The 21,551-nt window shown below is 37.5% G+C and carries 18 protein-coding genes; 12 read left to right on the top strand and 6 right to left on the bottom strand.

The annotated features are described in order from the left end of the window. The first annotated feature begins 28 nt into the window (after positions 1-28). From mnmE to ACFIKR_RS00475, 5 genes are all read left to right on the top strand, one after another. Entirely contained in the window at positions 29-1,336 is a 1,308-nt protein-coding gene (gene mnmE, locus ACFIKR_RS00495; RefSeq protein WP_375658403.1) for a tRNA uridine-5-carboxymethylaminomethyl(34) synthesis GTPase MnmE, read from the top strand. A gap of 106 nt (positions 1,337-1,442) precedes the next feature. Further along, a complete protein-coding gene (gene mnmG / locus ACFIKR_RS00490) occupies positions 1,443-3,311 on the top strand; it encodes a tRNA uridine-5-carboxymethylaminomethyl(34) synthesis enzyme MnmG (RefSeq protein ID WP_375658402.1) in 1,869 nt (622 codons plus the stop codon). Further along, on the top strand, positions 3,311-3,958 hold the full coding sequence (rsmG, locus tag ACFIKR_RS00485) for a 16S rRNA (guanine(527)-N(7))-methyltransferase RsmG (RefSeq protein ID WP_375658401.1): 648 nt from the start codon (positions 3,311-3,313) through the stop codon (positions 3,956-3,958). Before mnmG ends, rsmG begins: the two co-directional genes overlap by 1 nt. A 6-nt stretch (positions 3,959-3,964) precedes the next feature. Beyond that, positions 3,965-4,762, top strand: coding sequence for a ParA family protein (locus tag ACFIKR_RS00480; RefSeq protein ID WP_375619185.1), 798 nt, complete (start codon positions 3,965-3,967; stop codon positions 4,760-4,762). 32 nt (positions 4,763-4,794) lie between these two features. Further along, positions 4,795-5,700: a ParB/RepB/Spo0J family partition protein gene (locus tag ACFIKR_RS00475; protein ID WP_375658400.1), complete on the top strand. Its 906-nt coding sequence runs from the start codon at positions 4,795-4,797 to the stop codon at positions 5,698-5,700. A 740-nt stretch (positions 5,701-6,440) separates the two neighbouring features. On the opposite strand, the gene ACFIKR_RS00470 is transcribed toward ACFIKR_RS00475, so the two are convergent. From ACFIKR_RS00470 to dapF, 6 genes are all read right to left on the bottom strand, one after another. Continuing rightward, on the bottom strand, positions 6,441-6,650 hold the full coding sequence (locus ACFIKR_RS00470; protein WP_375658399.1) for a hypothetical protein: 210 nt from the start codon (positions 6,648-6,650) through the stop codon (positions 6,441-6,443). 63 nt (positions 6,651-6,713) lie between these two features. Next, positions 6,714-7,475 (bottom strand): hydroxyacylglutathione hydrolase, encoded by a 762-nt coding sequence (gloB, locus tag ACFIKR_RS00465; protein WP_375658398.1) that lies wholly within the window; start codon positions 7,473-7,475, stop codon positions 6,714-6,716. A 62-nt stretch (positions 7,476-7,537) separates the two neighbouring features. Then, positions 7,538-8,224: a septation protein A gene (locus tag ACFIKR_RS00460; RefSeq protein ID WP_375635351.1), complete on the bottom strand. Its 687-nt coding sequence runs from the start codon at positions 8,222-8,224 to the stop codon at positions 7,538-7,540. Then, positions 8,221-9,474 (bottom strand): signal recognition particle-docking protein FtsY, encoded by a 1,254-nt coding sequence (gene ftsY / locus ACFIKR_RS00455; protein ID WP_375658397.1) that lies wholly within the window; start codon positions 9,472-9,474, stop codon positions 8,221-8,223. Before ftsY ends, ACFIKR_RS00460 begins: the two co-directional genes overlap by 4 nt. A gap of 14 nt (positions 9,475-9,488) precedes the next feature. After that, the gene (mtaB, locus tag ACFIKR_RS00450; protein ID WP_375658396.1) at positions 9,489-10,772 is read right to left on the bottom strand and encodes a tRNA (N(6)-L-threonylcarbamoyladenosine(37)-C(2))-methylthiotransferase MtaB; all 1,284 of its coding nucleotides are present in this window, start codon (positions 10,770-10,772) and stop codon (positions 9,489-9,491) included. Further along, positions 10,772-11,626 (bottom strand): diaminopimelate epimerase, encoded by an 855-nt coding sequence (gene dapF, locus ACFIKR_RS00445; protein ID WP_375658395.1) that lies wholly within the window; start codon positions 11,624-11,626, stop codon positions 10,772-10,774. The genes mtaB and dapF overlap by 1 nt, the downstream gene beginning before the upstream one ends. 226 nt (positions 11,627-11,852) lie before the next feature. On the opposite strand from dapF, the gene ACFIKR_RS00440 reads away from it, so the two are divergent. From ACFIKR_RS00440 to odhB, 7 genes are all read left to right on the top strand, one after another. Beyond that, positions 11,853-12,398, top strand: a complete 546-nt coding sequence (locus ACFIKR_RS00440) for an AprI/Inh family metalloprotease inhibitor (RefSeq protein WP_273787556.1) — start codon at positions 11,853-11,855, stop codon at positions 12,396-12,398. A 96-nt stretch (positions 12,399-12,494) separates the two neighbouring features. Then, positions 12,495-13,694 carry a cell division protein ZapE gene (gene zapE, locus ACFIKR_RS00435; protein WP_375658394.1) on the top strand — a complete coding sequence of 400 codons (1,200 nt, stop codon included), beginning with the start codon at positions 12,495-12,497 and terminating at the stop codon, positions 13,692-13,694. A gap of 288 nt (positions 13,695-13,982) precedes the next feature. After that, the gene (gene mdh, locus ACFIKR_RS00430; protein WP_375635347.1) at positions 13,983-14,945 is read left to right on the top strand and encodes a malate dehydrogenase; all 963 of its coding nucleotides are present in this window, start codon (positions 13,983-13,985) and stop codon (positions 14,943-14,945) included. Positions 14,946-15,035: 90 nt separating this feature from the next. Continuing rightward, positions 15,036-16,232 (top strand): ADP-forming succinate--CoA ligase subunit beta, encoded by a 1,197-nt coding sequence (gene sucC / locus ACFIKR_RS00425; RefSeq protein ID WP_375635346.1) that lies wholly within the window; start codon positions 15,036-15,038, stop codon positions 16,230-16,232. Positions 16,233-16,235: 3 nt separating this feature from the next. After that, entirely contained in the window at positions 16,236-17,138 is a 903-nt protein-coding gene (gene sucD / locus ACFIKR_RS00420) for a succinate--CoA ligase subunit alpha (RefSeq protein ID WP_375658393.1), read from the top strand. 164 nt (positions 17,139-17,302) lie between these two features. Then, complete coding sequence (locus ACFIKR_RS00415; protein ID WP_375658392.1) at positions 17,303-20,302, top strand: 2-oxoglutarate dehydrogenase E1 component; 3,000 nt, start codon at positions 17,303-17,305, stop codon at positions 20,300-20,302. A gap of 32 nt (positions 20,303-20,334) precedes the next feature. Continuing rightward, positions 20,335-21,546, top strand: a complete 1,212-nt coding sequence (gene odhB, locus ACFIKR_RS00410) for a 2-oxoglutarate dehydrogenase complex dihydrolipoyllysine-residue succinyltransferase (RefSeq protein WP_375658391.1) — start codon at positions 20,335-20,337, stop codon at positions 21,544-21,546. The last annotated feature ends 5 nt before the right edge of the window (positions 21,547-21,551 follow it).

Here is a 21,551-nt window from a genome sequence, read left to right as displayed (position 1 = left end):
CATTAAAGTTTTTATTAGGATAAAACCTGTGGATACAATCTTTGCTGTTTCGAGTGGATTGTTACCTTCAGGGGTTGCAGTCATTCGGCTTTCTGGTCCTCATGTTGTGGATATAGTTAAAACGCTTTGTGGTCGTTTACCTAAAGCACGTTTTATGCATTATGGAAATCTTACTGCTCATGATGGGAGCTTTTTAGATTCTGGTTTAACTGTTTTTTTTCCTGCTCCTCGTAGTTTTACTGGGGAAGATTGTGCAGAATTCCATTTACATGGAGGAAAAGCCGTTGTTAGTCGTTTTCTCGATGAATTGTCGACATTTTCTGGATGCCGTATTGCAGAAGCAGGTGAATTTTCACGTCGTGCTTTTATGGAAGGAAAATTAGATCTTGTTCAAGCAGAAGGTCTTGCTGATTTAATAGAAGCAGAAACGGAAAGCCAACGGCGTTTAGCTGTTATGGGTACAAGTGGACATTTAACGACGCTTTATCGTGATTGGCGTCATAAGCTTATGAAGGCGCGTGCTTTTATTGAGGCAGAACTTGATTTTGTTGATGAAGCAGATATTCCCAACGCAATATCTGATAAAGTTTGGAAAGATGTTGAGAATCTTTGTACTTCTATTCGTGAATATATTACTGAAGGAGAGCGTGCTAGTATTTTACGTGATGGATTAAAAATTGTTATTGCTGGTGCTCCAAATTCTGGAAAATCAAGCATTATGAATCGTCTTTCAGGAAGATCTGTTGCTATTGTAACGGAAGAAGCAGGAACAACCCGTGATGCTTTAGAAATGAGAATTATTCTGGGCGGTTTACCTATTTTTTTAACGGATACTGCTGGTTTTAGAAAAACAGAAAATAAAATAGAACAAATGGGAATAGAAGTTGCTAAACAGCATGTTAGGGAAGCTGATTTGGTTATTTTGGTTTATGATATAGGAAATCCTAAGCAAGTTGATTTACCAGAAACATCGGCTGAAATATGGTGTGTTGGCAATAAGCTTGATCTTTATGAAAAAAATGATCAACATTGGTCTATACAATTTTCCGCATTAACTGGTTTGAATTTTGATTATTTTATCAAAGAACTTGAATCATTTTGTCATCATCGTGCTTCTGAAATTGGAAATATTGTTCCGGCCCGTAAAAGACAACTTCAATTATTAAAGGAGGCTGTTAAAGAGATTGAATATTCTCTTAATTATCATTCTCTTGATCTCAGTTTACGTGCAGAACATCTCCGTTGTGCAAGTGATTTTCTTGGAAAAATTACAGGAGATATTGATGTTGAAGATTTGCTTGATATTATTTTTTCAGAATTTTGTGTTGGTAAATAATGATTCACGTGAAACATTGATTATTTCATAGACAGATTATAAAGATTATGTAATTTATATTCTGTTTCACGTGAAACCTTAGAATATTTTCTACGGAATGAATAAAATGCAATCATATGATGTTGTTATTGTTGGTGGTGGTCATGCTGGCTGTGAAGCGGCTTCAGCTTCAGCACGTGTAGGAGCCAAAACAGTGCTTGTTACACATAAAATATCAGCACTGGGAACAATGTCGTGTAATCCTGCTATTGGTGGACTTGGAAAAGGGCATCTAGTTCGTGAAATAGATGCGTTAGATGGTCTCATGGGAAGAGCAGCAGATGCTGCTGGAATTCAGTTTAGACTACTTAATAGACGTAAAGGACCGGCAGTAAGAGGACCACGGACACAGGCGGATCGACAACTTTATAAAAAAGAAATTCAAAAATTATTAAAAGAACAAGAAAATCTTACTCTTATTGAGGATGAAGTTATTGATCTGATTGTTAAAGATAATTTTGTATCAGGTGTTATTTTAAAAAAACAAGGAACAATTTTATCTGGTGCTGTTGTTTTAACAACAGGGACATTTTTAAATGGCTTTATTCATATTGGTGATAAAACATGGGCTGCTGGGCGTATGGGAGATCAGTCAAGTGTGCAACTTGCTAAACGTTTAAAAAATTATCATATAAAACTTGGTCGATTAAAAACAGGAACCCCTGCTCGTTTGAGTAAAAAAACAATTGCTTGGGATCATCTTCCAAAACAACAAGCAGATGAAAATCCCATTCCCTTTTCTCTTTTAACAGAGAAAATTGAACAACCACAAATTGAATGTGCAATAACACGTACAAATGAAAAAACACATCAAATTATTCGCGAGAATATTTATCTTTCTGCTTTGTATTCTGGAAATATTGAAGGGTTAGGACCACGTTATTGTCCTTCTGTTGAAGATAAAATTGTTAAATTTGGAGAACGTGATGGACATCAAATCTTTCTGGAACCAGAAGGATTAAATGATGATACTGTTTATCCAAATGGTCTTTCTACTTCTCTTCCTGAAGATGTACAAATTTCTCTATTGAAAACCATTGAAGGGTTGGAAAATGCTATAGTTTTGCAACCTGGTTATGCTATTGAATATGATTTTGTTAATCCACAACAATTAACGAAAAGCTTAGAATTACGTTCTTTACCGGGTTTGTTCTTAGCAGGCCAAATTAATGGTACAACAGGATATGAGGAAGCAGCAGCACAAGGACTTTTAGCTGGATTAAATGCGGCACGTAAAGTAGGTAAATTAGATGAAATACTTATAAGTCGTTCTACCGCTTATATTGGTGTTATGGTTGATGATTTGGTTTCACGTGGTGTTTGTGAACCTTATAGAATGTTTACATCACGTGCTGAATTTCGTTTATCTTTACGATCTGATAATGCTGATACGCGTTTAACACCTTTGGCACAAAAATGGGGTATTGTGAGTAAAATACGTTGGAAATGTTATCAAAAAAAACAACAACGGCTTGATCAAGCACGATTAATATGTCAAAATCTTTTTTTAACACCTAATGAAGCTTCTGCTCATGGATTACACGTTAATCATGATGGAATTCGGCGTTCGGCTTATGAATTTCTTGCTTATCCTCATATGACTTTAGAACGTCTTTCAGATTTTTGGCCACAATTACAAACAATTGATTCTAAAACAGTAGAATCTTTAGAAATTGAAGCACAATATGCGGTTTATTTAGATAAACAAGCACAAGATATTGCTTCTCTTCAGAGGGATGAGCGTTTAGAAATTCCTTCTTCTCTTGATATTCAGGCAATTTCAGGTCTTTCAAATGAACTTAAATCAAAAATTCAAGAAATGTCGCCGCGTTCAATTGCTGATGCACAAAAAATTGATGGCATGACACCCGCCGCGTTATCGCTTATTATTACATATATTCAACGTCAACGACGTGAAAAGGCTAAAACAGCTTAATGGATTTTTCTACAGAAAAAAAATATCAACAATTATTAAATATTGTTCCTTCTGTTTCACGTGAAACGATGGAAAATTTAATTCAGTTTGAGTCTTTAATACTTCAATGGAATGCGCATATTAATTTGATATCTGCTACAACGATACCAGATCTATGGATACGGCATATTCTAGATTCAGCACAAATTTTTCCTTTGTATGCCCATTCATTACATTGGTGTGATTTAGGATCAGGAGGAGGTTTTCCTGCAATTGTGATTGCTATCTTTTTGAAAGAAAAAAAAATAGGACATATTAATCTTGTTGAAAGTAATGGGAAAAAAGTTGCTTTTTTGCGAACAGTTATTGCTCAACTTAATCTTCCAGCAACGGTTTATCACGCTAGAATTGAAGATATATATCAAAAAATTCCCGTATCTGATATTATAACGGCACGGGGATTAGCGCCGCTCAATAGTCTTTTACAACTTATTTTTCCTTTATTAACAGAAAAAACAATCGCTCTTTTGCAAAAAGGTCGGGATTACGCTACAGAAATAAAAAATGCCTCTGCCAATTGGCACTTTGATCTGTTAAAACATAAAAGTAAAGTTGATGAAAATTCTGTTATTTTAGAAATTTCTCATATTCGATCATATAGAGGGTAGAGCAAAATGAGCGAAACACGAATTATCGCTATTGCAAACCAAAAGGGTGGAGTCGGAAAAACAACCACAGCAATTAATCTTGCAACAGCTTTAGCGGCTATTGGTGAAAATGTCCTTATTATGGATGTTGATCCACAAGGTAATGCTAGTACAGGTTTAGGAATTGATCGTAATAACCGTCCTTTATCTTCTTATGATGTTTTAGTTTCGGGAATTTCAATTACACAAGCGGCTTTAAAAACAGCAGTACCTAATCTTTATATAGTTCCCTCTACACTTGATCTTTTAGGTGTGGAAATGGAAATTTCTTCATCACAAGATCGCATACAACGTTTACGTAAAGCACTCTATGATGATCCGGAAATGGAAAAAAAATTCAATTATATTTTAATTGATTGTCCTCCTTCCCTTAATCTTTTAACACTTAATGCTATGGGGGCTGCGGATTCTGTTTTAGTGCCTATGCAGTGTGAATTTTTAGCACTTGAAGGTTTAAGTCAATTACTTGAAACAGTAAAACAAGTGCGATCCGTACTTAATCCATCTTTAGAAATCCAAGGTATCGTTCTAACAATGTATGATGGACGTAATAATCTTTCAAATCAAGTTGTTGAAGATGTACGTTCTTTTATGGGAGATAAGGTTTATCGTACTGTTATTCCACGAAATGTAAGAGTATCAGAAGCGCCCTCTTTTGGCAAACCTGTATTGCTTTATGATCTCAAATGTGCTGGGAGCCAAGCTTATTTGCGTCTAGCATCAGAAATGATTCAACGTGAAAAACAAGCACGTGCTGCTGCTTAGAAAAATCAACTAAAAATTTAAAGAGCAAAATTATGAATGATGATCAATCAAAAAAAAGACTGGGTCGTGGATTAGCGGCATTAATTGGGGATATCAGTTTAAACAGCGATCTTACACGTTCATCAAATGCTGACAAATTTACAGAGACCAATACAGTTTCTCCTGTTTCTGAACGATTTGTTCCACTTGAATCTATTTCGTGCAATCCACATAATCCGCGACGCCATTTTACCGATTCAGAACTTGATAATTTAGCACAATCAATTCGCCAGCACGGTGTTGTTCAACCTGTTATTGTAAGACCATCACGTGATCATCCTCATAGGTTTGAATTAATTGCTGGCGAACGGCGTTGGCGTGCTGCACAGCGAGCCAATTTAAATAAATTACCGGTTATTATTCGCGATGTAGATGATAAAACGGCTTTGGAATTGGCAATTATTGAAAATGTTCAACGTGCCGATCTTAATCCTATCGAAGAAGCAATGGGATATGAAATTTTGCTGAATGAGCATGGATATACGCAGGCAGATTTAGCGCAAGTTATTGGAAAAAGTCGCAGTCATGTTGCTAATACGCTTCGTTTGTTAAAACTTCCACCAAAAGTACAACAATTCTTAACCGATGGACAACTTTCCGCTGGTCATGCACGCTGTCTTATCACTGTTGAGAATCCACAGGATTTAGCCGAAAAAATTATTCGCGAAGGGCTTTCTGTGCGCCAAACGGAAATACTTGCGTATGAACAGGCAAATCCAAAAGTCAAAAAACGAACTGCTGTTGAGAAAGATACAGAAACAAAATCTTTAGAAAAATTACTTGCAGATGTTATCGGAATGAAAGTGATTATCCGGCATGGCAAAAAAGGTGGTGATTTAAAAATACGCTACTCTTCACTAGAACAATTAGATGATATTTGCCGGCGTTTGCAAAACTAGTTAATTGTCTAAAATAGTACGAATTCTATCGATATATTTTTGATCGAAATTTAAATCATCTGAAGATATAGTATTTTTTCATTGAAGAGGATTTCTTTATCTTCAAAGGCTATTATTGCAGCAAAGTTGCTTGAAGAGTCATGAGACCAATAATGTAATCTTCAGGTGAGAGATTATGTTTTCTTAAAAGATCTGTTAGTTTTGATCTAGAAAAAATAGAAGCAATGAGTCTTTCAATGCTGTTATCATTTCCGGTATTGGATACCTCTGGCTCTGGAGGTAAATCCTCAATTTCTTTGTTTTAGTTATTCTATTTTTAAGAGGAAATATTCTGTTAAAGGATAATTTACAGTGATATTTGGATGGCTGCTAGGGAGAGAACAAATTGATTGTTTGTTCCCTTTGCCATTGTTATTTGAATATATGTTAAAAAAGAGAAAAGAAAAAACAAACACAATGCCAAATTAAACATGATCAAAATTTATCCTTTCTTTTCCAAATTTCAGTGAAGACTTTTCCGTCTGCGAAGTTAATCATTTGTTCAAAGTAGCATGAATTCTATTTACAACGCTTTTTTTAAATAACAAGCATTCTATACATATGTTTTTTACCAAATTCCAAATTGCTTAAAAAAACAGTTTTTTTTCATCAAATTCAAAACCCCAGCTAAGCGCCATCAATATTCCTTCAAACATATTGCAACCAACAGCAAAATCTTTAGGTGTGATGTTATTGTTTTTTTAAATACTCATTAATTTTGGTTGATCAAAAATATAAGCGGTAAATTCTTTAATACTACTGTTATATGGGGTATTAGATGTTTTAAACTCTGGCAGTAAATTTTCATATTCCTTTCCAATTTGTTCCATTTTTAAAAGAAAGTCTTCAGTTAGGGTGTAATTTTCAATGAAATGCTGCAAATTAAATTGATTGTCTATTTCCTTTGCCATTGTTAGTTGAGTATGTATTACAAAAAGAAAAAGGAAAAAAATGTAACACGAGCTTAAACATGGTTAAAAATTATCCTTTCTTCTTCGAATTTCAGCAAAGACGTTTTCATCTGTTTCTTCTTCCATTGCAAGGCTTCTTCGCAGTGTACTGTCATTCCAGCGGAGAAAGGGATTGGTAGCTTTTTCTTGCCCTAAGGTTACTGGTAAAGTCATAGTATTTTTTGCATGTAGCAAAAAAACTTCTTCTACTCTTTGACGAAGTTTCTGATTATGTGGATCAAGTGTTAACGCAAAAAGAGCATTGTTTTTGGTATATTCATGACCACAATAAAGAAGTGTCTTATCGGGAAGTTGACGAAGCTTTTTTAAAGAGTTCAGCATTTGAGCAGGTGTTCCTTCGAAAAGGCGTCCACAACCGAGTGAGAAAAGTGTATCTCCAGCAAAGAGTAAACCTTCTTCAGGAAAATAATAAGATAATGCGCCCAAAGTGTGACCAGGTGTTGAAAGAGCCAAAAGTGGGTGAGAACCAAAGAGAAGTTTTTCATCAGGTTGAAGTGTTTGATCAAGATGATGAATCTTTTCTTTTTCTGCTTCTGGTCCGATAACCATAGCGTTGTATACTTGTTTTAATTCTTCCAATGCTTCTACATGGTCGTGATGATGATGAGTTACAAAAATAGTCTGAAGTGTCCAGTTACGGCGTTTTAAGGCGTCATGAATCGCTTCACCTTCAGGAGCATCAATTGCAGCTGTGTAGCCACTTTTTTCATCATGAATGAGTACACCAAAGTTATCTTTTCGACAAATAAACTGTTCAATCAACATGTTTTTCTCCTGAACAGTGTTTGGTGATGAATCTATAGAATAATATATAGTGGTGAATTTTTTTAAGAATCAGATTTGTCCTCTTCTGTGAAAAGTCCTTTTGAATGTTTCATAATGATAGGCATTTGGGTAAGCATAAAGAGGACTGTTAGGGGCATGACGCCAAATACTTTAAAACTTGTCCAAAAATTGTCGCTAAAATTACGCCAAATAATTTCATTCAAAAGTGCAAGAAAAACGAAAAAGAATGCCCAACGATAGGTAAGTTTTTGCCAGCCTAAATCATCAAGTTTTAATGTAGAATCAAGAGCATAACGTAAAAGTGGTTTTTTAAAACACATACCACCAAAAAGGATGAGCGCAAATAAGCTATTAATAATTGTTGGTTTCATTTTGATGAAAGTATCGTTGTGAAGCCAAAGAGTTAAAAATCCAAAGACTAGAACAAAGATTCCTGAAAGAAGAGGCATAATAGGAATTTGTCTTGCAAGGATCCATGATAAGCTTAGAGAAATAATAATCGCTATCATAAAAATAGCTGTTGCAGGGAAAATAGGTTTACTAAAATTTTGAAAAAATCCAATGTTTTTTATTAACCATTCTCCCTTATAATTGGCAAAAAAGAAGGCAACCAATGGACCCATTTCTAAAAGAAACTTTATGGTTGGTGAGAGAGGGGGGGTCTTATTGTTATTCATATTTTTTTCAGAATTATTGCGTGAATTAGAGTTAGATAAAGGCTGTTTCATGTATGTTTTCCTGCGATAGTTTCGGCAAAGTCAGAAGCAGAAAAAGGTTGAAGGTCTTCAATATTTTCTCCTATACCGATAAAATAAACGGGTAATTTATATTTTGCTGCTATAGCTACAAGAATTCCTCCTCGTGCGGTTCCATCCAGCTTTGTCATGACTAAACCATTAACACCAGCAATATCACGGAAAATTTCCACTTGATTGAGTGCATTCTGTCCGGTAGTTGCATCAAGCGTTTGAAGGATTGTATGGGGTGCTTGGGGGGTATGTTTCTTTAAAACACGAATAATTTTTGCTAACTCATCCATCAATTCAGATTTATTTTGTAAACGCCCTGCTGTATCAATAATTAATACATCGCTGTTTGCTTTTTTTGCTTTTTCATAAGCATCAAAAGCTAAGCTGGCGGCATCTGCACCCAATTTTGTCGAAATAACAGGAGAATCAGTACGTTTACCCCAAATATGCAATTGCTCAATAGCTGCGGCTCGGAAAGTATCACCAGCTGCAAGCATAACTTTTAATCCCCCTGCTGTTAATTTTGCTGCAAGTTTTCCGATTGTTGTCGTCTTTCCAGTTCCATTTACACCTACCAGCAAAATAACATGAGGCTTATAGCTGAGATCAAGTTCTAATGGAATTGCAACAGGTTCCAGAACTTTTTTGACCTCATCAGCTACAATAGTATGAATATCGTCTGGGGAAAGATCTTTTCCGTAACGACTGGAAGCTAAAGTATTTGTGATGCGTGTCGCCGTTTCTACTCCAAGATCAGCTTGGATAAGGATATCTTCGAGCTCTTGCAATGTATCTTCATCAAGTTTTCTTTTAACAAAGAGGTCGCCAATTGATCCGCTTAGGCGTTGTGAAGAAAGAGATAGACTTTTTTTAAGGCGCCCAAACCACGCTATCTTTTTTTGTTCAACAGAAGGTTCAGATAAAATTTCTTCATTCTTTTTTTCACGGATGTTGTCTGTGACAATAATTTTACCAGAAAGAGGAATTTTATCAGAATGGGATTCTAGAAATGGAGACTTTTCATCATATTTTGTAAGTGTTAACTCTCGATTTTTTGTTTGTTCTTCTTTTTCTGCGTCTACAGAGATTTGGTTATTTTTTGTCCTTTCATTTTTGTCTTTATTTTCTTCCATTATATCGCTTTTATCAGGAATAGAAGTCTGTTGTTCCATTTCCTGCTCTTGAGATTTGTTAAAAGAGAATATTTTTTTAATAAAAGATTTCGTCATAAGAATTTTCCTGCTCAAGCAGCGTTTAATTTTGGAAGGACACCAATCAATTTATCGCCATCATGATCAACGATAAGGGCTTGAACAATTGTTCCTGCTTTTGCACCTTTAACTTGTACAAGAGTATAATCCTCTGTTCGTCCGATTTCATCTTTTTCAACGAGAATTATTTGTAGACTGTTTTGTAAATGAGCAAGATGCTTTTGGTAAGCCTCTTCACCTGCTTTACGTAATTTTTCAGCACGCATCTTAATTATTTTACGGTTGATTTGTGGCATACGTGCGGCAGGTGTTCCTTCTCTTGGACTAAAGGGGAAGACATGGAGATGGGTTAAATTACAATCTTTGATTAAAACAAGACTGTTTTGAAACATCTCTTCTGTTTCTGTAGGAAAACCAGCAATTAAGTCGGCACCATAAACCATTGTAGGACGTTTGGCACGCAATTCTTGGCAAAATTGAATGGCATGTTCGCGTAAGTGTCGCCGTTTCATCCGTTTTAAAATCATATTATCACCTGCTTGCAAAGATAAATGCAAATGGGGCATGATCCTTGTTTCATAAGCTAAAAGATTGATGAGTTCTTCGTCTGCTTCAATAGAGTCAATAGATGAGAGGCGTAATCGCGCTAAGTCAGGGATATGATGCAAAATTGCTGAAGTTAATTTTCCTAGAGTAGCTTTTCCAGGAAGATCGTGGCCATAACTTGTAAGGTCAACACCTGTAAGGACCACTTCTTGGATACCCTCACCTATCAGCTTTTTAATTTGTTCTATGACAGCACCCATGGGAACAGAGCGAGATGGTCCTCGTCCATAAGGAATAATGCAAAATGTACAGCGATGATCACATCCATTTTGTACCTGTACAAAAGCGCGGGTGCGCTCTTGTATTGCACTGACCATATGTGGAGCAATTTTTTGTACTTCCATAATGTCATTGATACGCACCTTTTCAGAATGATTAATACCAAAATCAGGAAGTTGACGATAAGAATGGGCGTGAAGTTTATCTTCGTTTCCTAAAACGAGATCCACTTCTGTCATTGAGGCAAAATTTTGTGCTTCTGTTTGGGCGGCACACCCTGTTACAATGATACGTGCGTGAGGATTTTCACGTCGTGCTTTGCGGATAGCTTGTTTTGCTTGTCGTACGGCTTCGGCAGTGACAGCACAGGTATTAAAGATAATAGCACCATCTTTAAGCTGATCTAGCCCTGAAGAACTACTTTCTTTGCGAATGATTTCCGATTCGTAGCTATTAAGTCGACAACCAAAAGTTACAATTTCTATTGCCATCAGGAGTGATCCTTTTTGTAGCACCCTGTTAAAGGGCTTAAAAAACCACTAAATTGATATTTTATTGGTCCTGTCATAATAACGTGATCATCTTCTCGGTAAAAAATATTAAGTGTTCCCTTTGGTAAGTTTACATCAATATGGCGTTGTGTAAGACCACGACGATAAGCAGCCACTGCACTTGCACAGGCAGCACTTCCACATGCTTGTGTTAATCCTGCTCCTCGCTCCCATGTCCGTAAATTTAGACTTTTCTTTGACGTTATGCAAGCAATGGAAATATTGCACTGTTCGGGAAATAGGGGATCATGTTCAAGTTTTGGTCCATATTTTTCTAATGGAATATGTTGAATATCATTTTCAACAAAAAAGATAGCATGGAGATTGCCAATGGATATGAGACAAGCATCTTTTAGAGGACCAGCCGTAATTTCTACGTGATTGGTATCAACTATTTCACGTGAAACAGGCATCTCTTTTGCATTGAAATTTGGGCATCCCATATCAACAGCAATGAGATTATCGGTTTGATATTTCCCTTCAATAATTCCAGCCGGAGTTTCTAAACGAAAATTTTCACCAAAATTGTGATCTTTAAGCCATGCAACGACACAGCGGGTACCATTGCCACAAGCTTTAGCCATTGATCCGTCGGCATTCCATATTTCTATGCGGAAGTCGGCTTTTTTTTTCTGAGTTGATGTGTGGATAGCCATGATTTGATCAAAATGCATTTCGGGATCTGCTGACAAAGCAAGGATTGCTTGTGGTGTAAGAGCATGAGTGCTTTCACGCATATCAATAACAATAATTTGATTTCCAAGACCGTCCATTTTGCTAAATGGCGTTTTCATGAAACTTCTCTATTTCTAATGATTATTTATAAAGAGATATATGACTGAAAATCTTATAAATTTCTAGTCTTTAATAAAGATAAAATTGGGTACATAAATTATTTCGTTTAAAAATAAGTGATTTTAACCTGTTTTTTTTAATTTGTTAATTTATCTTTGTAACTATAACAAATATTCACTTAATTTTTTTGTGAACTTATTTATTGTCGTGGGAGAGAGTACAGATATGTCGTTTTCAAAAATTTCGTTTTTCGTTGCACTATCAACTGTAATGCTTTTAGGGGGATGTTCAACAACACGGTTTGACAGTAATGACGGTAGTAACGCATTAGAAGTTTTTTATCCATCTCAACAAATGACAACATTGGAAGTGTCTGATCTGTCATCTACTTCTTCGTCGATATCTGAGGCAGCAAACGCTTCGATGTATGAAAAAGGAGATTCTCAGAGTGATGGACGAATGGCTAGTCTCGAATTGCCAAGTAATGCTACTGATTTATTTCCTGCAAGTGTTGCTGGTGTATGGAATCTTTCTATAGGGGGTAAAGTTTGCCGGATCGCAACGCCGCAAACAAAGTTTGGACAAGGGTACCGTGCTGGTCCTTTACACTGTCCAGGAATTGCTTCTCAAGTGAGATCGTGGGCTGTTAAAGGAAAAAGATTATATTTTTATAATAACTCTGGACGTGTTATCCTTGCTCTCTACTCTTCAAATGTTGATCGTTTTGAGGGACGTACACTTGATGATCATCCCGTTGTTTTAAGTCGTTAAATCATTTTTGATCGTTTATAAAAACTAAGCTAGACGGGCAGATTCGTGAAAAGTATTTGTATTTTTCATTGAGAACGGTTTGAAAAGGTTATTTGGATGATTCTCGTTTCAACACGTTATAAAGAGCTTGTCTCTAAAGGGGAGGTTTGTTTTGATCCCGCTCAATTAGCTATAACAGAATATTTTGACCATTTATTAAAAAAAATTGCGGAACAAAACATCTCTCGTCCTTGGACTTGGATATTTTGCTCTTTCTTTAATAAAATATTTAAAAGGAAAAAACAAAATATTTCTTGTGTTGTAAAACAAGGGGATGAAAAAGGTTCTTTTCAGGGGTTGTATGTTTTTGGTGAAGTAGGACGGGGCAAAACCATGCTGATGGATTTGTTCTTTTCTTGTTTGCCTAAAGGTCATAAAAAGCGTGCTCATTTTAATGATTTTATGACTGATGTGCATGAGCGTATTAATTTTTATCGTCAAGCATCTGGGGGTGAAAAGTTTAAACAAGATAATCCTATTTTAGCTGTTGCTGAAGATCTTGCACGAGAAGCAAAGGTACTTTGTTTTGATGAGTTTAGTGTAACAGATATTGCTGATGCTATGGTATTGGGGCGGCTTATTTCTGCTTTGTTTGATAAAGGAATTTTCTTTATTGCGACTTCAAATGTGGCGCCGGATAACCTTTATTATAACGGTTTAAATCGTGAACTCTTTTTGCCTTTTATTCAAGTTTTGAAAGCATATGTTCGTGTTGTTAATCTTGATGCAAAAACAGATTATCGTCTTGAAAAATCAAATCTACAGCCTGTGTATGTAGCACCTTTAGGGAAAAAAGCAGATGAATGCATGGATCAAGCATGGGCACTTGTATTGCAAGGACATAAGGAGATATCTGATGAGCTTTCTATAAAAGGGCGCCTTATTCCTATTCCGCGTGTTGGTGCAGGATGTGCACGCTTTGATTATAGAGATTTATGTGCAAAGCCTTTGGCAGCGGCTGAGTATTTGGTATTAGGGGAGCGTTATCATACGATTTTTATTGATAATGTACCGGTCATGGATGATACATGTCGCAATGAAACAAAACGGTTTATTTTGCTTATTGATATTCTTTATGAGCGCCACATACGGTTGTTTATGTCGGCTGCGGCAGAGGTGGGGGATTTGTATAAAGGGCATGCGCAGATTACGGAAACATTTGAATTTCAAAGAACACAGTCACGTCTTTTTGAAATGCAAAGCCACGATTATTTAAAACTTTGGGAAGAACATTTTCTTTTGAAGAAGAAGCATTGATTATACTTTTACCTTTACGTAAACTGTAAAAACAATAACTCTTTGAAATTAAAGAAGTGTAATAATTCTGTTGTATTTTTTTAAAATTCACTTTATCGATACATCGTGATAATTTTCTAATAGTTGTTTCAGCGGAGGGTTGTTGTTTCTGTAAGGAGAAAAATTTGTAAATTTCATTTCTTTACTCCTTTTTATGATATTGTTTGAATATGGTTGAAGTCAAAAATATTCAGTATAGGGACGCTGATGGGTGTGCGCTGAATTATCTAAAAGTTAGGAAAAAATAAAATGGCACGGAAAAAAATAGCTCTCATTGGTTCAGGTATGATTGGTGGTACTTTAGCACATATTATTGGGCTTAAAGAACTTGCTGATGTGGTCTTATTTGATATTGCAGAAGGTGTGCCACAAGGTAAGGCTCTAGATATCGCCGAATCTTCTCCCGTTGATGGTTTTGATATCAGTCTAAAAGGTGCTAATGCTTATGAAGCAATTGAAGGTGCTGATGTTGTTATTGTAACAGCAGGGGTTGCGCGAAAACCTGGTATGAGCCGTGATGAACTTTTGGGCATTAATTTAAAGGTTATGGAACAAGTTGGAGCTGGAATTAAAAAATACGCTTCTTCAGCATTTGTTATTTGTATTACCAATCCCCTTGATGCAATGGTGTGGGCATTGCAGAAATTTTCAGGTCTCCCTACACATAAAGTGGTTGGTATGGCTGGTGTTCTTGATTCAGCGCGTTTTCGTCATTTCTTATCTGAGGAGTTTAAAGTCTCTATTAAAGATGTGACAGCGTTTGTTTTAGGGGGGCACGGTGATACAATGGTTCCTCTCGTGCGTTATTCAACAGTTGGTGGTATTTCTTTGCCTGATCTTATAAAGATGGGCTGGACAACACAGGAAAGAATTGATCAAATTATCCAGCGTACCCGTGATGGCGGTGCAGAAATTGTTGGTTTGTTAAAAACAGGTTCTGCTTATTATGCACCAGCAGCTTCTGCTGTTTCTATGGCTGAGGCCTATTTAAAGGACACTAAGCGTGTTGTGCCTGTTGCAGCTTATCTTTCAGGAGAATATGGGGTTAATGATACCTACGTTGGTGTTCCTGTTGTAATTGGTGCAGGTGGTGTTGAACGAGTCATTGAAATTGATCTTGATAAAGAAGAAAGAGGTGCTTTTGATCATTCAGTAAATGCAGTTAAAAAGCTTTGTGAAGCTTGTATTGCTCTTGTGCCTAGTCTCAAGTAAATTGAACAAGATTTAATTCATTAAAACTAAGTATTTAGAATATTAAAACTTTAGGATTAATAATGATCCATAAAAGAAAAGGACAAATGCATGAATATCCATGAGTATCAGGCCAAACGTCTGCTTCATGAATATGGAGCACCAATTGCAAATGGTGTTGCTGTTTATTCTGTTGAGCAAGCTGAAAAATGGGCGGAAAAATTGCCCGGACCTCTCTATGTGGTTAAAAGTCAGATACACGCTGGTGGTCGTGGTAAGGGTAAGTTTAAAGAACTTGGTCCTGATGCAAAGGGTGGTGTTCGGCTTGCAAAATCTGTTGAAGAAGTTGTTGCAAATGTTCAAGAAATGCTTGGTAAAACTTTGGTAACCAAACAAACGGGTCCAGAGGGTAAGCAGGTCAATCGTCTTTACATTGAGGATGGTGCTGATATTGAAAGGGAGCTTTATCTTTCACTTTTGGTTGATCGTAGCGTTGGTCGAATTGCTTTTGTTGTTTCAACAGAAGGTGGAATGGATATTGAAACGGTTGCTGAAGAGACACCAGAAAAAATATTCACGCTTCCCATTGATGCTGTAGAGGGTGTTACTTCGGTTGATTGTGCAAGACTTTGTGATGCATTGAAACTACAAAGTAGTGCGCGAGAAGATGGTGAAAAGCTTTTTCCGATTCTCTATAAGGCATTTTGTAAAAAAGATATGAGCCTTTTAGAAATCAATCCGCTTATTGTGATGAAAGATGGTCGTTTACGTGTTCTTGATGCAAAAGTTTCTTTTGATAATAATGCTCTGTTTCGTCATCCAGATATTTTAGAATTACGCGATCTTTCAGAAGAGGATCCAAAAGAAATTGAAGCATCAAAGCATGATCTTGCTTATGTTGCTCTCGAGGGTACGATTGGTTGCATGGTTAATGGTGCGGGTCTTGCTATGGCAACAATGGATATTATCAAACTCTATGGAGCTGAGCCTGCAAATTTTCTTGACGTTGGTGGTGGAGCGTCAAAAGAAAAGGTGACAGCTGCTTTTAAAATTATTACGGCCGATCCAAATGTTAAGGGCATTTTGGTTAACATTTTTGGTGGTATTATGCGTTGTGATGTCATTGCTGAAGGTGTGGTTGCTGCTGTTCGTGAGGTTGGTTTAAAGGTTCCCTTAGTTGTTCGTCTTGAAGGCACTAATGTTGAGCAGGGTAAAGCAATTATTAATGAAAGTGGTTTGAATGTTATTCCTGCTGATGATTTAGATGATGCTGCCCAAAAAATTGTTGCAGCCGTGAAGGGAGCTTAAGCTATGTCGATTCTTGTGAATAAAGAGACAAAAGTTCTAGTTCAAGGGCTTACAGGAAAAACAGGAACATTTCATACAGAACAGGCGCTTGCTTATTATGGTACGCAAATGGTTGGGGGTGTTAATCCTAAAAAGGGTGGAGAAACATGGGAAGGTTCAAAAGGCGAAACTCTTCCTATCTTTGCTAATGTTGCAGAAGCAAAGGAAAAAACAGGCGCGGATGCTTCTGTTATTTATGTTCCTCCTGCAGGGGCTGCGGCAGCTATTATAGAGGCTATTGAAGCTGAAGTTCGTTTAATTATCTGTATTACGGAAGGTATTCCCGTTATGGATATGGTTAAAGTGAAGGCGCGATTAGAAAACTCAAAGTCTCGTCTTATTGGTCCTAATTGTCCTGGTATTCTTACACCAAATGAATGTAAAATTGGTATTATGCCTGGTTCTATTTTTAGAAAAGGTTCTGTTGGGGTTGTTTCGAGGTCGGGAACTTTAACTTATGAAGCCGTTTTTCAAACGAGTCAGGAAGGTCTCGGGCAAACAACTGCGATAGGGATTGGTGGCGACCCTGTTAAGGGCACTGAATTTATTGATGTGTTGGAAATGTTTTTAGCGGATGATGAAACTCAGTCTATTGTTATGATTGGGGAGATTGGTGGTTCTGCTGAAGAAGAAGCAGCACAGTTTCTGCAAGATGAAGCAAAAAAAGGTCGTAAAAAACCAGTTGTTGGCTTTATTGCTGGCCGTACAGCTCCTCCAGGACGTACAATGGGACATGCTGGTGCTGTTATTTCTGGTGGTAAAGGTGGAGCAGAAGATAAAATTGCGGCAATGGAATCAGCAGGGATTCGAGTGTCTCCTTCACCATCACAGATAGGTAAGACTTTGATGTCAGTTTTGAAGGGCTAAAAGAAAATTTCACCTGAATAAGAAAAAGTTCTTAGATTCAGGTGAAAAAACTTGAGTATAAAAAGGTAAAACTTTTTTGAATGTTTGAATCATTGCTTGTTTTGTAAGCATTAAAAGGTCGAAAAGAGATATAAGGAGACGGAATAGATGTTCCGGAGAGGTATATGGCAAGGCAGGACGAAATAAATAGCCTTTTTGCACAAACATCATTTCTTTATGGTGGCAATGCGGATTATATAGATCAACTTTATGCTCAATATGAAAAAGATCCTACCAGTGTTGATTCACAGTGGCGTGCTTTTTTTGAAGGACTTCATGATAATAAAGAAGATGTTCTCAGAAATGCTGAAGGGGCAACATGGCAAAGTGATCATTGGCCAGTAAAGGCAAATGGAGAATTGGTTTCTGCTCTTGATGGTGATTGGTCTTTTCTTGAAAAATATCTTGGTGATAAATTAAAGGAAAAAGCAATAATAGGTGCTGCACAAAAGGGAAAAACTTCCAGTGAGCAAGATGTTATTCGTGCAACACGTGATTCCGTTCATGCAATTATGATGATTCGTGCGTTTCGAGCACGGGGGCATCTTCGTGCGCGGCTTGACCCTCTTCAATTGGCCGAAAAACAAGAAGATTATAAGGAACTTTCTCCAGAAGCTTATGGTTTTACTCCAGCTGATTATGAGCGTCCCATTTTTATTGATAATGTTTTAGGGTTGGAATATGCAACTATTCCACAAATGCTTGAAATTCTCAACCGTACTTATTGCTCAACAATCGGTGTGGAATATATGCATGTTTCTGATCCGGTTCAGAAAGCATGGCTTCAAGAACGCATTGAAGGGCGAGATGAAAAAATTTCTTTCACACAACAAGACAAGAAAGCTATCCTGAATAAGCTTATTCAGGCGGAAGGTTTCGAACAGTTTTTAGACACTAAATATAAAGGTACAAAGCGTTTTGGACTCGATGGTGGTGAAGCGCTGATTCCCGCTCTTGAACAGATTATCAAATGTGGTAGTGCTTTAGGGGTGCAGGAAGTTATTTTAGGAATGGCACATCGTGGTCGTTTAAATGTTCTTTCACAAGTTCTTGCCAAGCCGCATAGGGCTATCTTTCATGAATTCAAAGGGGGATCCTATAAACCTGATGATGTAGAGGGATCCGGTGATGTCAAATATCATTTGGGAACTTCAGCTGATCTTGAATTTGATGGTAAAAAAGTTCATTTATCGCTGTTGGCCAATCCATCTCATCTTGAGATTGTTGATCCGGTTGTTATAGGAAAAGCACGTGCTAAACAAGATCAACTTATGGGACCTGCACATACTGATTTACTCTCATTAAGTGAGCGTTCAAAAGTGATGCCACTGCTTATTCATGGTGATGCTGCTTTTGCAGGACAAGGCGTTATCCAAGAAACTTTTGGTCTTTCAGGTCTTAAAGGTTATCGTGTTGCAGGCTCACTTCATGTTATTATCAATAATCAGATTGGTTTTACAACATCTCCGCGTTTTTCACGTTCTTCGCCTTATCCATCAGATGTTGCAAAAATGATTGATGCACCAATTTTCCATGTGAATGGTGATGATCCTGAGGCAGTTGTTTTTGTTGCCAAAATAGCAACAGAGTTTCGCCAAATTTTCCATAAACCAGTGGTTATTGATATGTTTTGTTATCGCCGTTATGGGCATAATGAAGGTGATGAGCCTTCCTTTACGCAGCCGCTTATGTATAAGGCAATTCGTAATCATAAAACAACACTTCAGCTTTATAGTGACCAATTGGTAGCAGAAGGGGTGATTTCTTTAGAAGAGATTGAGCAACAAAAAAAAATATGGCGCGATAAGCTTGAAGGTGAATTTGAAGCAAGTGCTTCTTATAAGCCTAATAAAGCTGATTGGCTTGATGGAAGCTGGACGGGACTCAAAGCTTTTAGTAGTTCTGATGAACAACATTCTAGAACAACCGGTGTTGAATTAAAAATTTTAAAGGAAATTGGTCAGAAAATTGTCGAAATTCCGGCAGATTTTCACGTTCACAAAACCATTCAACGTTTTTTAAATAATCGTGCTAAAATTTTTGAAACCGGTGAGGGTGTTGACTGGGCAACCGCTGAAGCTCTAGCTTTTGGTTCTCTTTGTTTGGAAGGAGCACCGGTTCGTCTTTCCGGTGAGGATGTTGAACGGGGAACTTTTTCACAACGTCATTCAGTTCTTTATGACCAAGAAAATGAGGCGCGTTATATTCCTTTGAATCATTTACAAAAGGGGCAAGCGCTTTATGAAGTTGTTAATTCTATGCTTTCTGAAGAAGCTGTTCTTGGTTTTGAATATGGATATTCTCTTGCTGAACCACGAGGATTAACACTTTGGGAAGCACAATTTGGTGATTTCTCTAATGGTGCACAGGTCATTTTTGATCAATTTATTTCATCCGCAGAGCGTAAGTGGCTTCGTATGTCTGGTCTTGTGTGTTTATTGCCTCATGGTTTTGAAGGGCAAGGGCCGGAGCATTCTTCTGCACGTTTAGAACGGTTTCTTCAACTTTGTGCGGAAGATAATATGCAGGTTGCTAATTGTACAACCCCTGCAAATTATTTTCATATTTTGCGTCGACAAATTAAGCGTGACTTCCGTAAGCCATTGATTTTGATGACACCGAAATCACTTTTACGTCATAAGCGAGCTGTTTCTCTTCTCAATGAAATGGGGCCAGAAACAAGTTTCTGTCGTGTGTTGCTTGATGATGCAGAATGTCTCAAAGATTCTGTCATTAAGTTGCAGAAAGATAATAAAATTCGCCGTGTCGTTCTTTGTACTGGTAAGGTTTATTACGACCTTTATGAAGAACGTGAAAAAAAGGGTATTGATGATGTTTACCTCCTTCGTGTTGAACAACTTTATCCTTTCCCTGCTAAAGTTTTGGTGAATGTGTTGTCGCGCTTTTTGCAGGCGGAAGTTTTTTGGTGCCAAGAAGAACCAAAAAACATGGGGGCTTGGTCATTTATTGAGCCTTATTTGGAATGGGTTTTGACGCATATTAATGCGCAATATTCACGTGCTCGTTATGCAGGACGTCCTGCGAGTGCGTCACCGGCCTCTGGGTTAATGGTGAAACACCTTGAACAACTGGCTGCGTTTCTTAAAGACGCGTTAGGTTCTTAATTTATTACTACTCTGATGTATGGAAAAATATTATGACTACTGAAATTCGTGTTCCTACTTTGGGCGAATCGGTTACCGAAGCAGCGATTGGCAAATGGTTTAAAAAACTTGGCGAAGCTGTCGCTATGGATGAGCCTTTGGTTGAATTAGAAACTGATAAGGTGACCGTTGAAGTTCCTTCTCCTGTTGCGGGAAAATTATCTGAAATCATTGCAAAAGAAGGCGATACGGTTGAAGTAAATGCTCTTTTAGGAGTGGTGGAAGCTGGAGAAGCTGGTGTCTCCCAATCATCTTCACCTTCTGCTACACTTGTTCCAGCGGCTTCATCTGAATCAGAGAAGCCTGCTTCGAGCAGTACAATGCCTCCTTCTCCTTCAGCAGCAAAATTGATGGCTGAAAATAATGTTGCAAAAAGCGATATTTCAGGTTCTGGAAAACGTGGACAAATTCTTAAAGAAGATGTTCTTGGTGGATTAAAACAAAGTACAAATGCCTCTACACCCTCTTCTTCTGCGACGAGTTCTTCGGCAGCTCCTGTCCAAGAAACCCGTGAAGAGCGGGTTCGTATGACGAAATTGCGTCAAACAATTGCTCGCCGTCTTAAAGATGCACAAAATGTAGCAGCAATGTTAACCACATTTAATGAGGTTGATATGTCAGCGGTGATGGATTTGCGCAAGCGTTATAAGGACCTTTTTGAAAAGAAACATGGTGTTAAACTTGGTTTTATGGGCTTTTTTACCAAAGCTGTTTGTCATGCATTAAAAGAACTTCCTGCTGTTAATGCCGAGATTGATGGGACAGATATTGTTTACAAAAACTATGTCAATGTTGGAATTGCTGTTGGAACGGATAAAGGGCTTGTTGTTCCAGTAGTGCGAGATGCAGATCAAATGTCATTGGCAGAGATTGAAAAAGAGATTGGTCGTTTGGGGCGTCTTGCGCGTGATGGAAAATTAGCCGTTTCTGATATGCAAGGGGGAACTTTTACCATTACCAATGGTGGTGTGTATGGATCGTTGATGTCAACACCGATTTTGAATGCACCACAATCTGGTATTTTGGGAATGCATGCGATTAAAGAGCGAGCAATGGTTGTTGAGGGCCAAGTTGTGATCCGCCCCATGATGTATTTAGCGCTTTCTTATGATCACCGTATTGTGGATGGGCAAGAAGCTGTAACTTTCCTTGTGCGTGTTAAGGAAAGCTTAGAAGATCCGGAACGCCTTGTTCTTGATTTGTAAAATAC

It is taken from the genome of Bartonella sp. MR30HLJHH (assembly GCF_042194195.1).
Taxonomy (GTDB): domain Bacteria; phylum Pseudomonadota; class Alphaproteobacteria; order Rhizobiales; family Rhizobiaceae; genus Bartonella; species Bartonella grahamii.
This window is presented reverse-complemented; position numbering and strand designations above follow the sequence as displayed.

Bases quoted from the DNA above. Each gene is read 5' to 3' on its own strand.
- mnmG (WP_375658402.1), top strand. From the start codon at position 1,443: ATGCAATCATATGATGTTGTTATTGTTGGTGGTGGTCATGCTGGCTGT.
- rsmG (WP_375658401.1), top strand. From the start codon at position 3,311: ATGGATTTTTCTACAGAAAAAAAATATCAACAATTATTAAATATTGTT.
- ACFIKR_RS00480 (WP_375619185.1), top strand. From the start codon at position 3,965: ATGAGCGAAACACGAATTATCGCTATTGCAAACCAAAAGGGTGGAGTC.
- ACFIKR_RS00475 (WP_375658400.1), top strand. From the start codon at position 4,795: ATGAATGATGATCAATCAAAAAAAAGACTGGGTCGTGGATTAGCGGCA.
- ACFIKR_RS00470 (WP_375658399.1), bottom strand. From the start codon at position 6,650: ATGGCAAAGGAAATAGACAATCAATTTAATTTGCAGCATTTCATTGAA.
- gloB (WP_375658398.1), bottom strand. From the start codon at position 7,475: ATGTTGATTGAACAGTTTATTTGTCGAAAAGATAACTTTGGTGTACTC.
- ACFIKR_RS00460 (WP_375635351.1), bottom strand. From the start codon at position 8,224: ATGAAACAGCCTTTATCTAACTCTAATTCACGCAATAATTCTGAAAAA.
- ftsY (WP_375658397.1), bottom strand. From the start codon at position 9,474: ATGACGAAATCTTTTATTAAAAAAATATTCTCTTTTAACAAATCTCAA.
- mtaB (WP_375658396.1), bottom strand. From the start codon at position 10,772: ATGGCAATAGAAATTGTAACTTTTGGTTGTCGACTTAATAGCTACGAA.
- dapF (WP_375658395.1), bottom strand. From the start codon at position 11,626: ATGAAAACGCCATTTAGCAAAATGGACGGTCTTGGAAATCAAATTATT.
- ACFIKR_RS00440 (WP_273787556.1), top strand. From the start codon at position 11,853: ATGTCGTTTTCAAAAATTTCGTTTTTCGTTGCACTATCAACTGTAATG.
- zapE (WP_375658394.1), top strand. From the start codon at position 12,495: ATGATTCTCGTTTCAACACGTTATAAAGAGCTTGTCTCTAAAGGGGAG.
- mdh (WP_375635347.1), top strand. From the start codon at position 13,983: ATGGCACGGAAAAAAATAGCTCTCATTGGTTCAGGTATGATTGGTGGT.
- sucC (WP_375635346.1), top strand. From the start codon at position 15,036: ATGAATATCCATGAGTATCAGGCCAAACGTCTGCTTCATGAATATGGA.
- sucD (WP_375658393.1), top strand. From the start codon at position 16,236: ATGTCGATTCTTGTGAATAAAGAGACAAAAGTTCTAGTTCAAGGGCTT.
- ACFIKR_RS00415 (WP_375658392.1), top strand. From the start codon at position 17,303: ATGGCAAGGCAGGACGAAATAAATAGCCTTTTTGCACAAACATCATTT.
- odhB (WP_375658391.1), top strand. From the start codon at position 20,335: ATGACTACTGAAATTCGTGTTCCTACTTTGGGCGAATCGGTTACCGAA.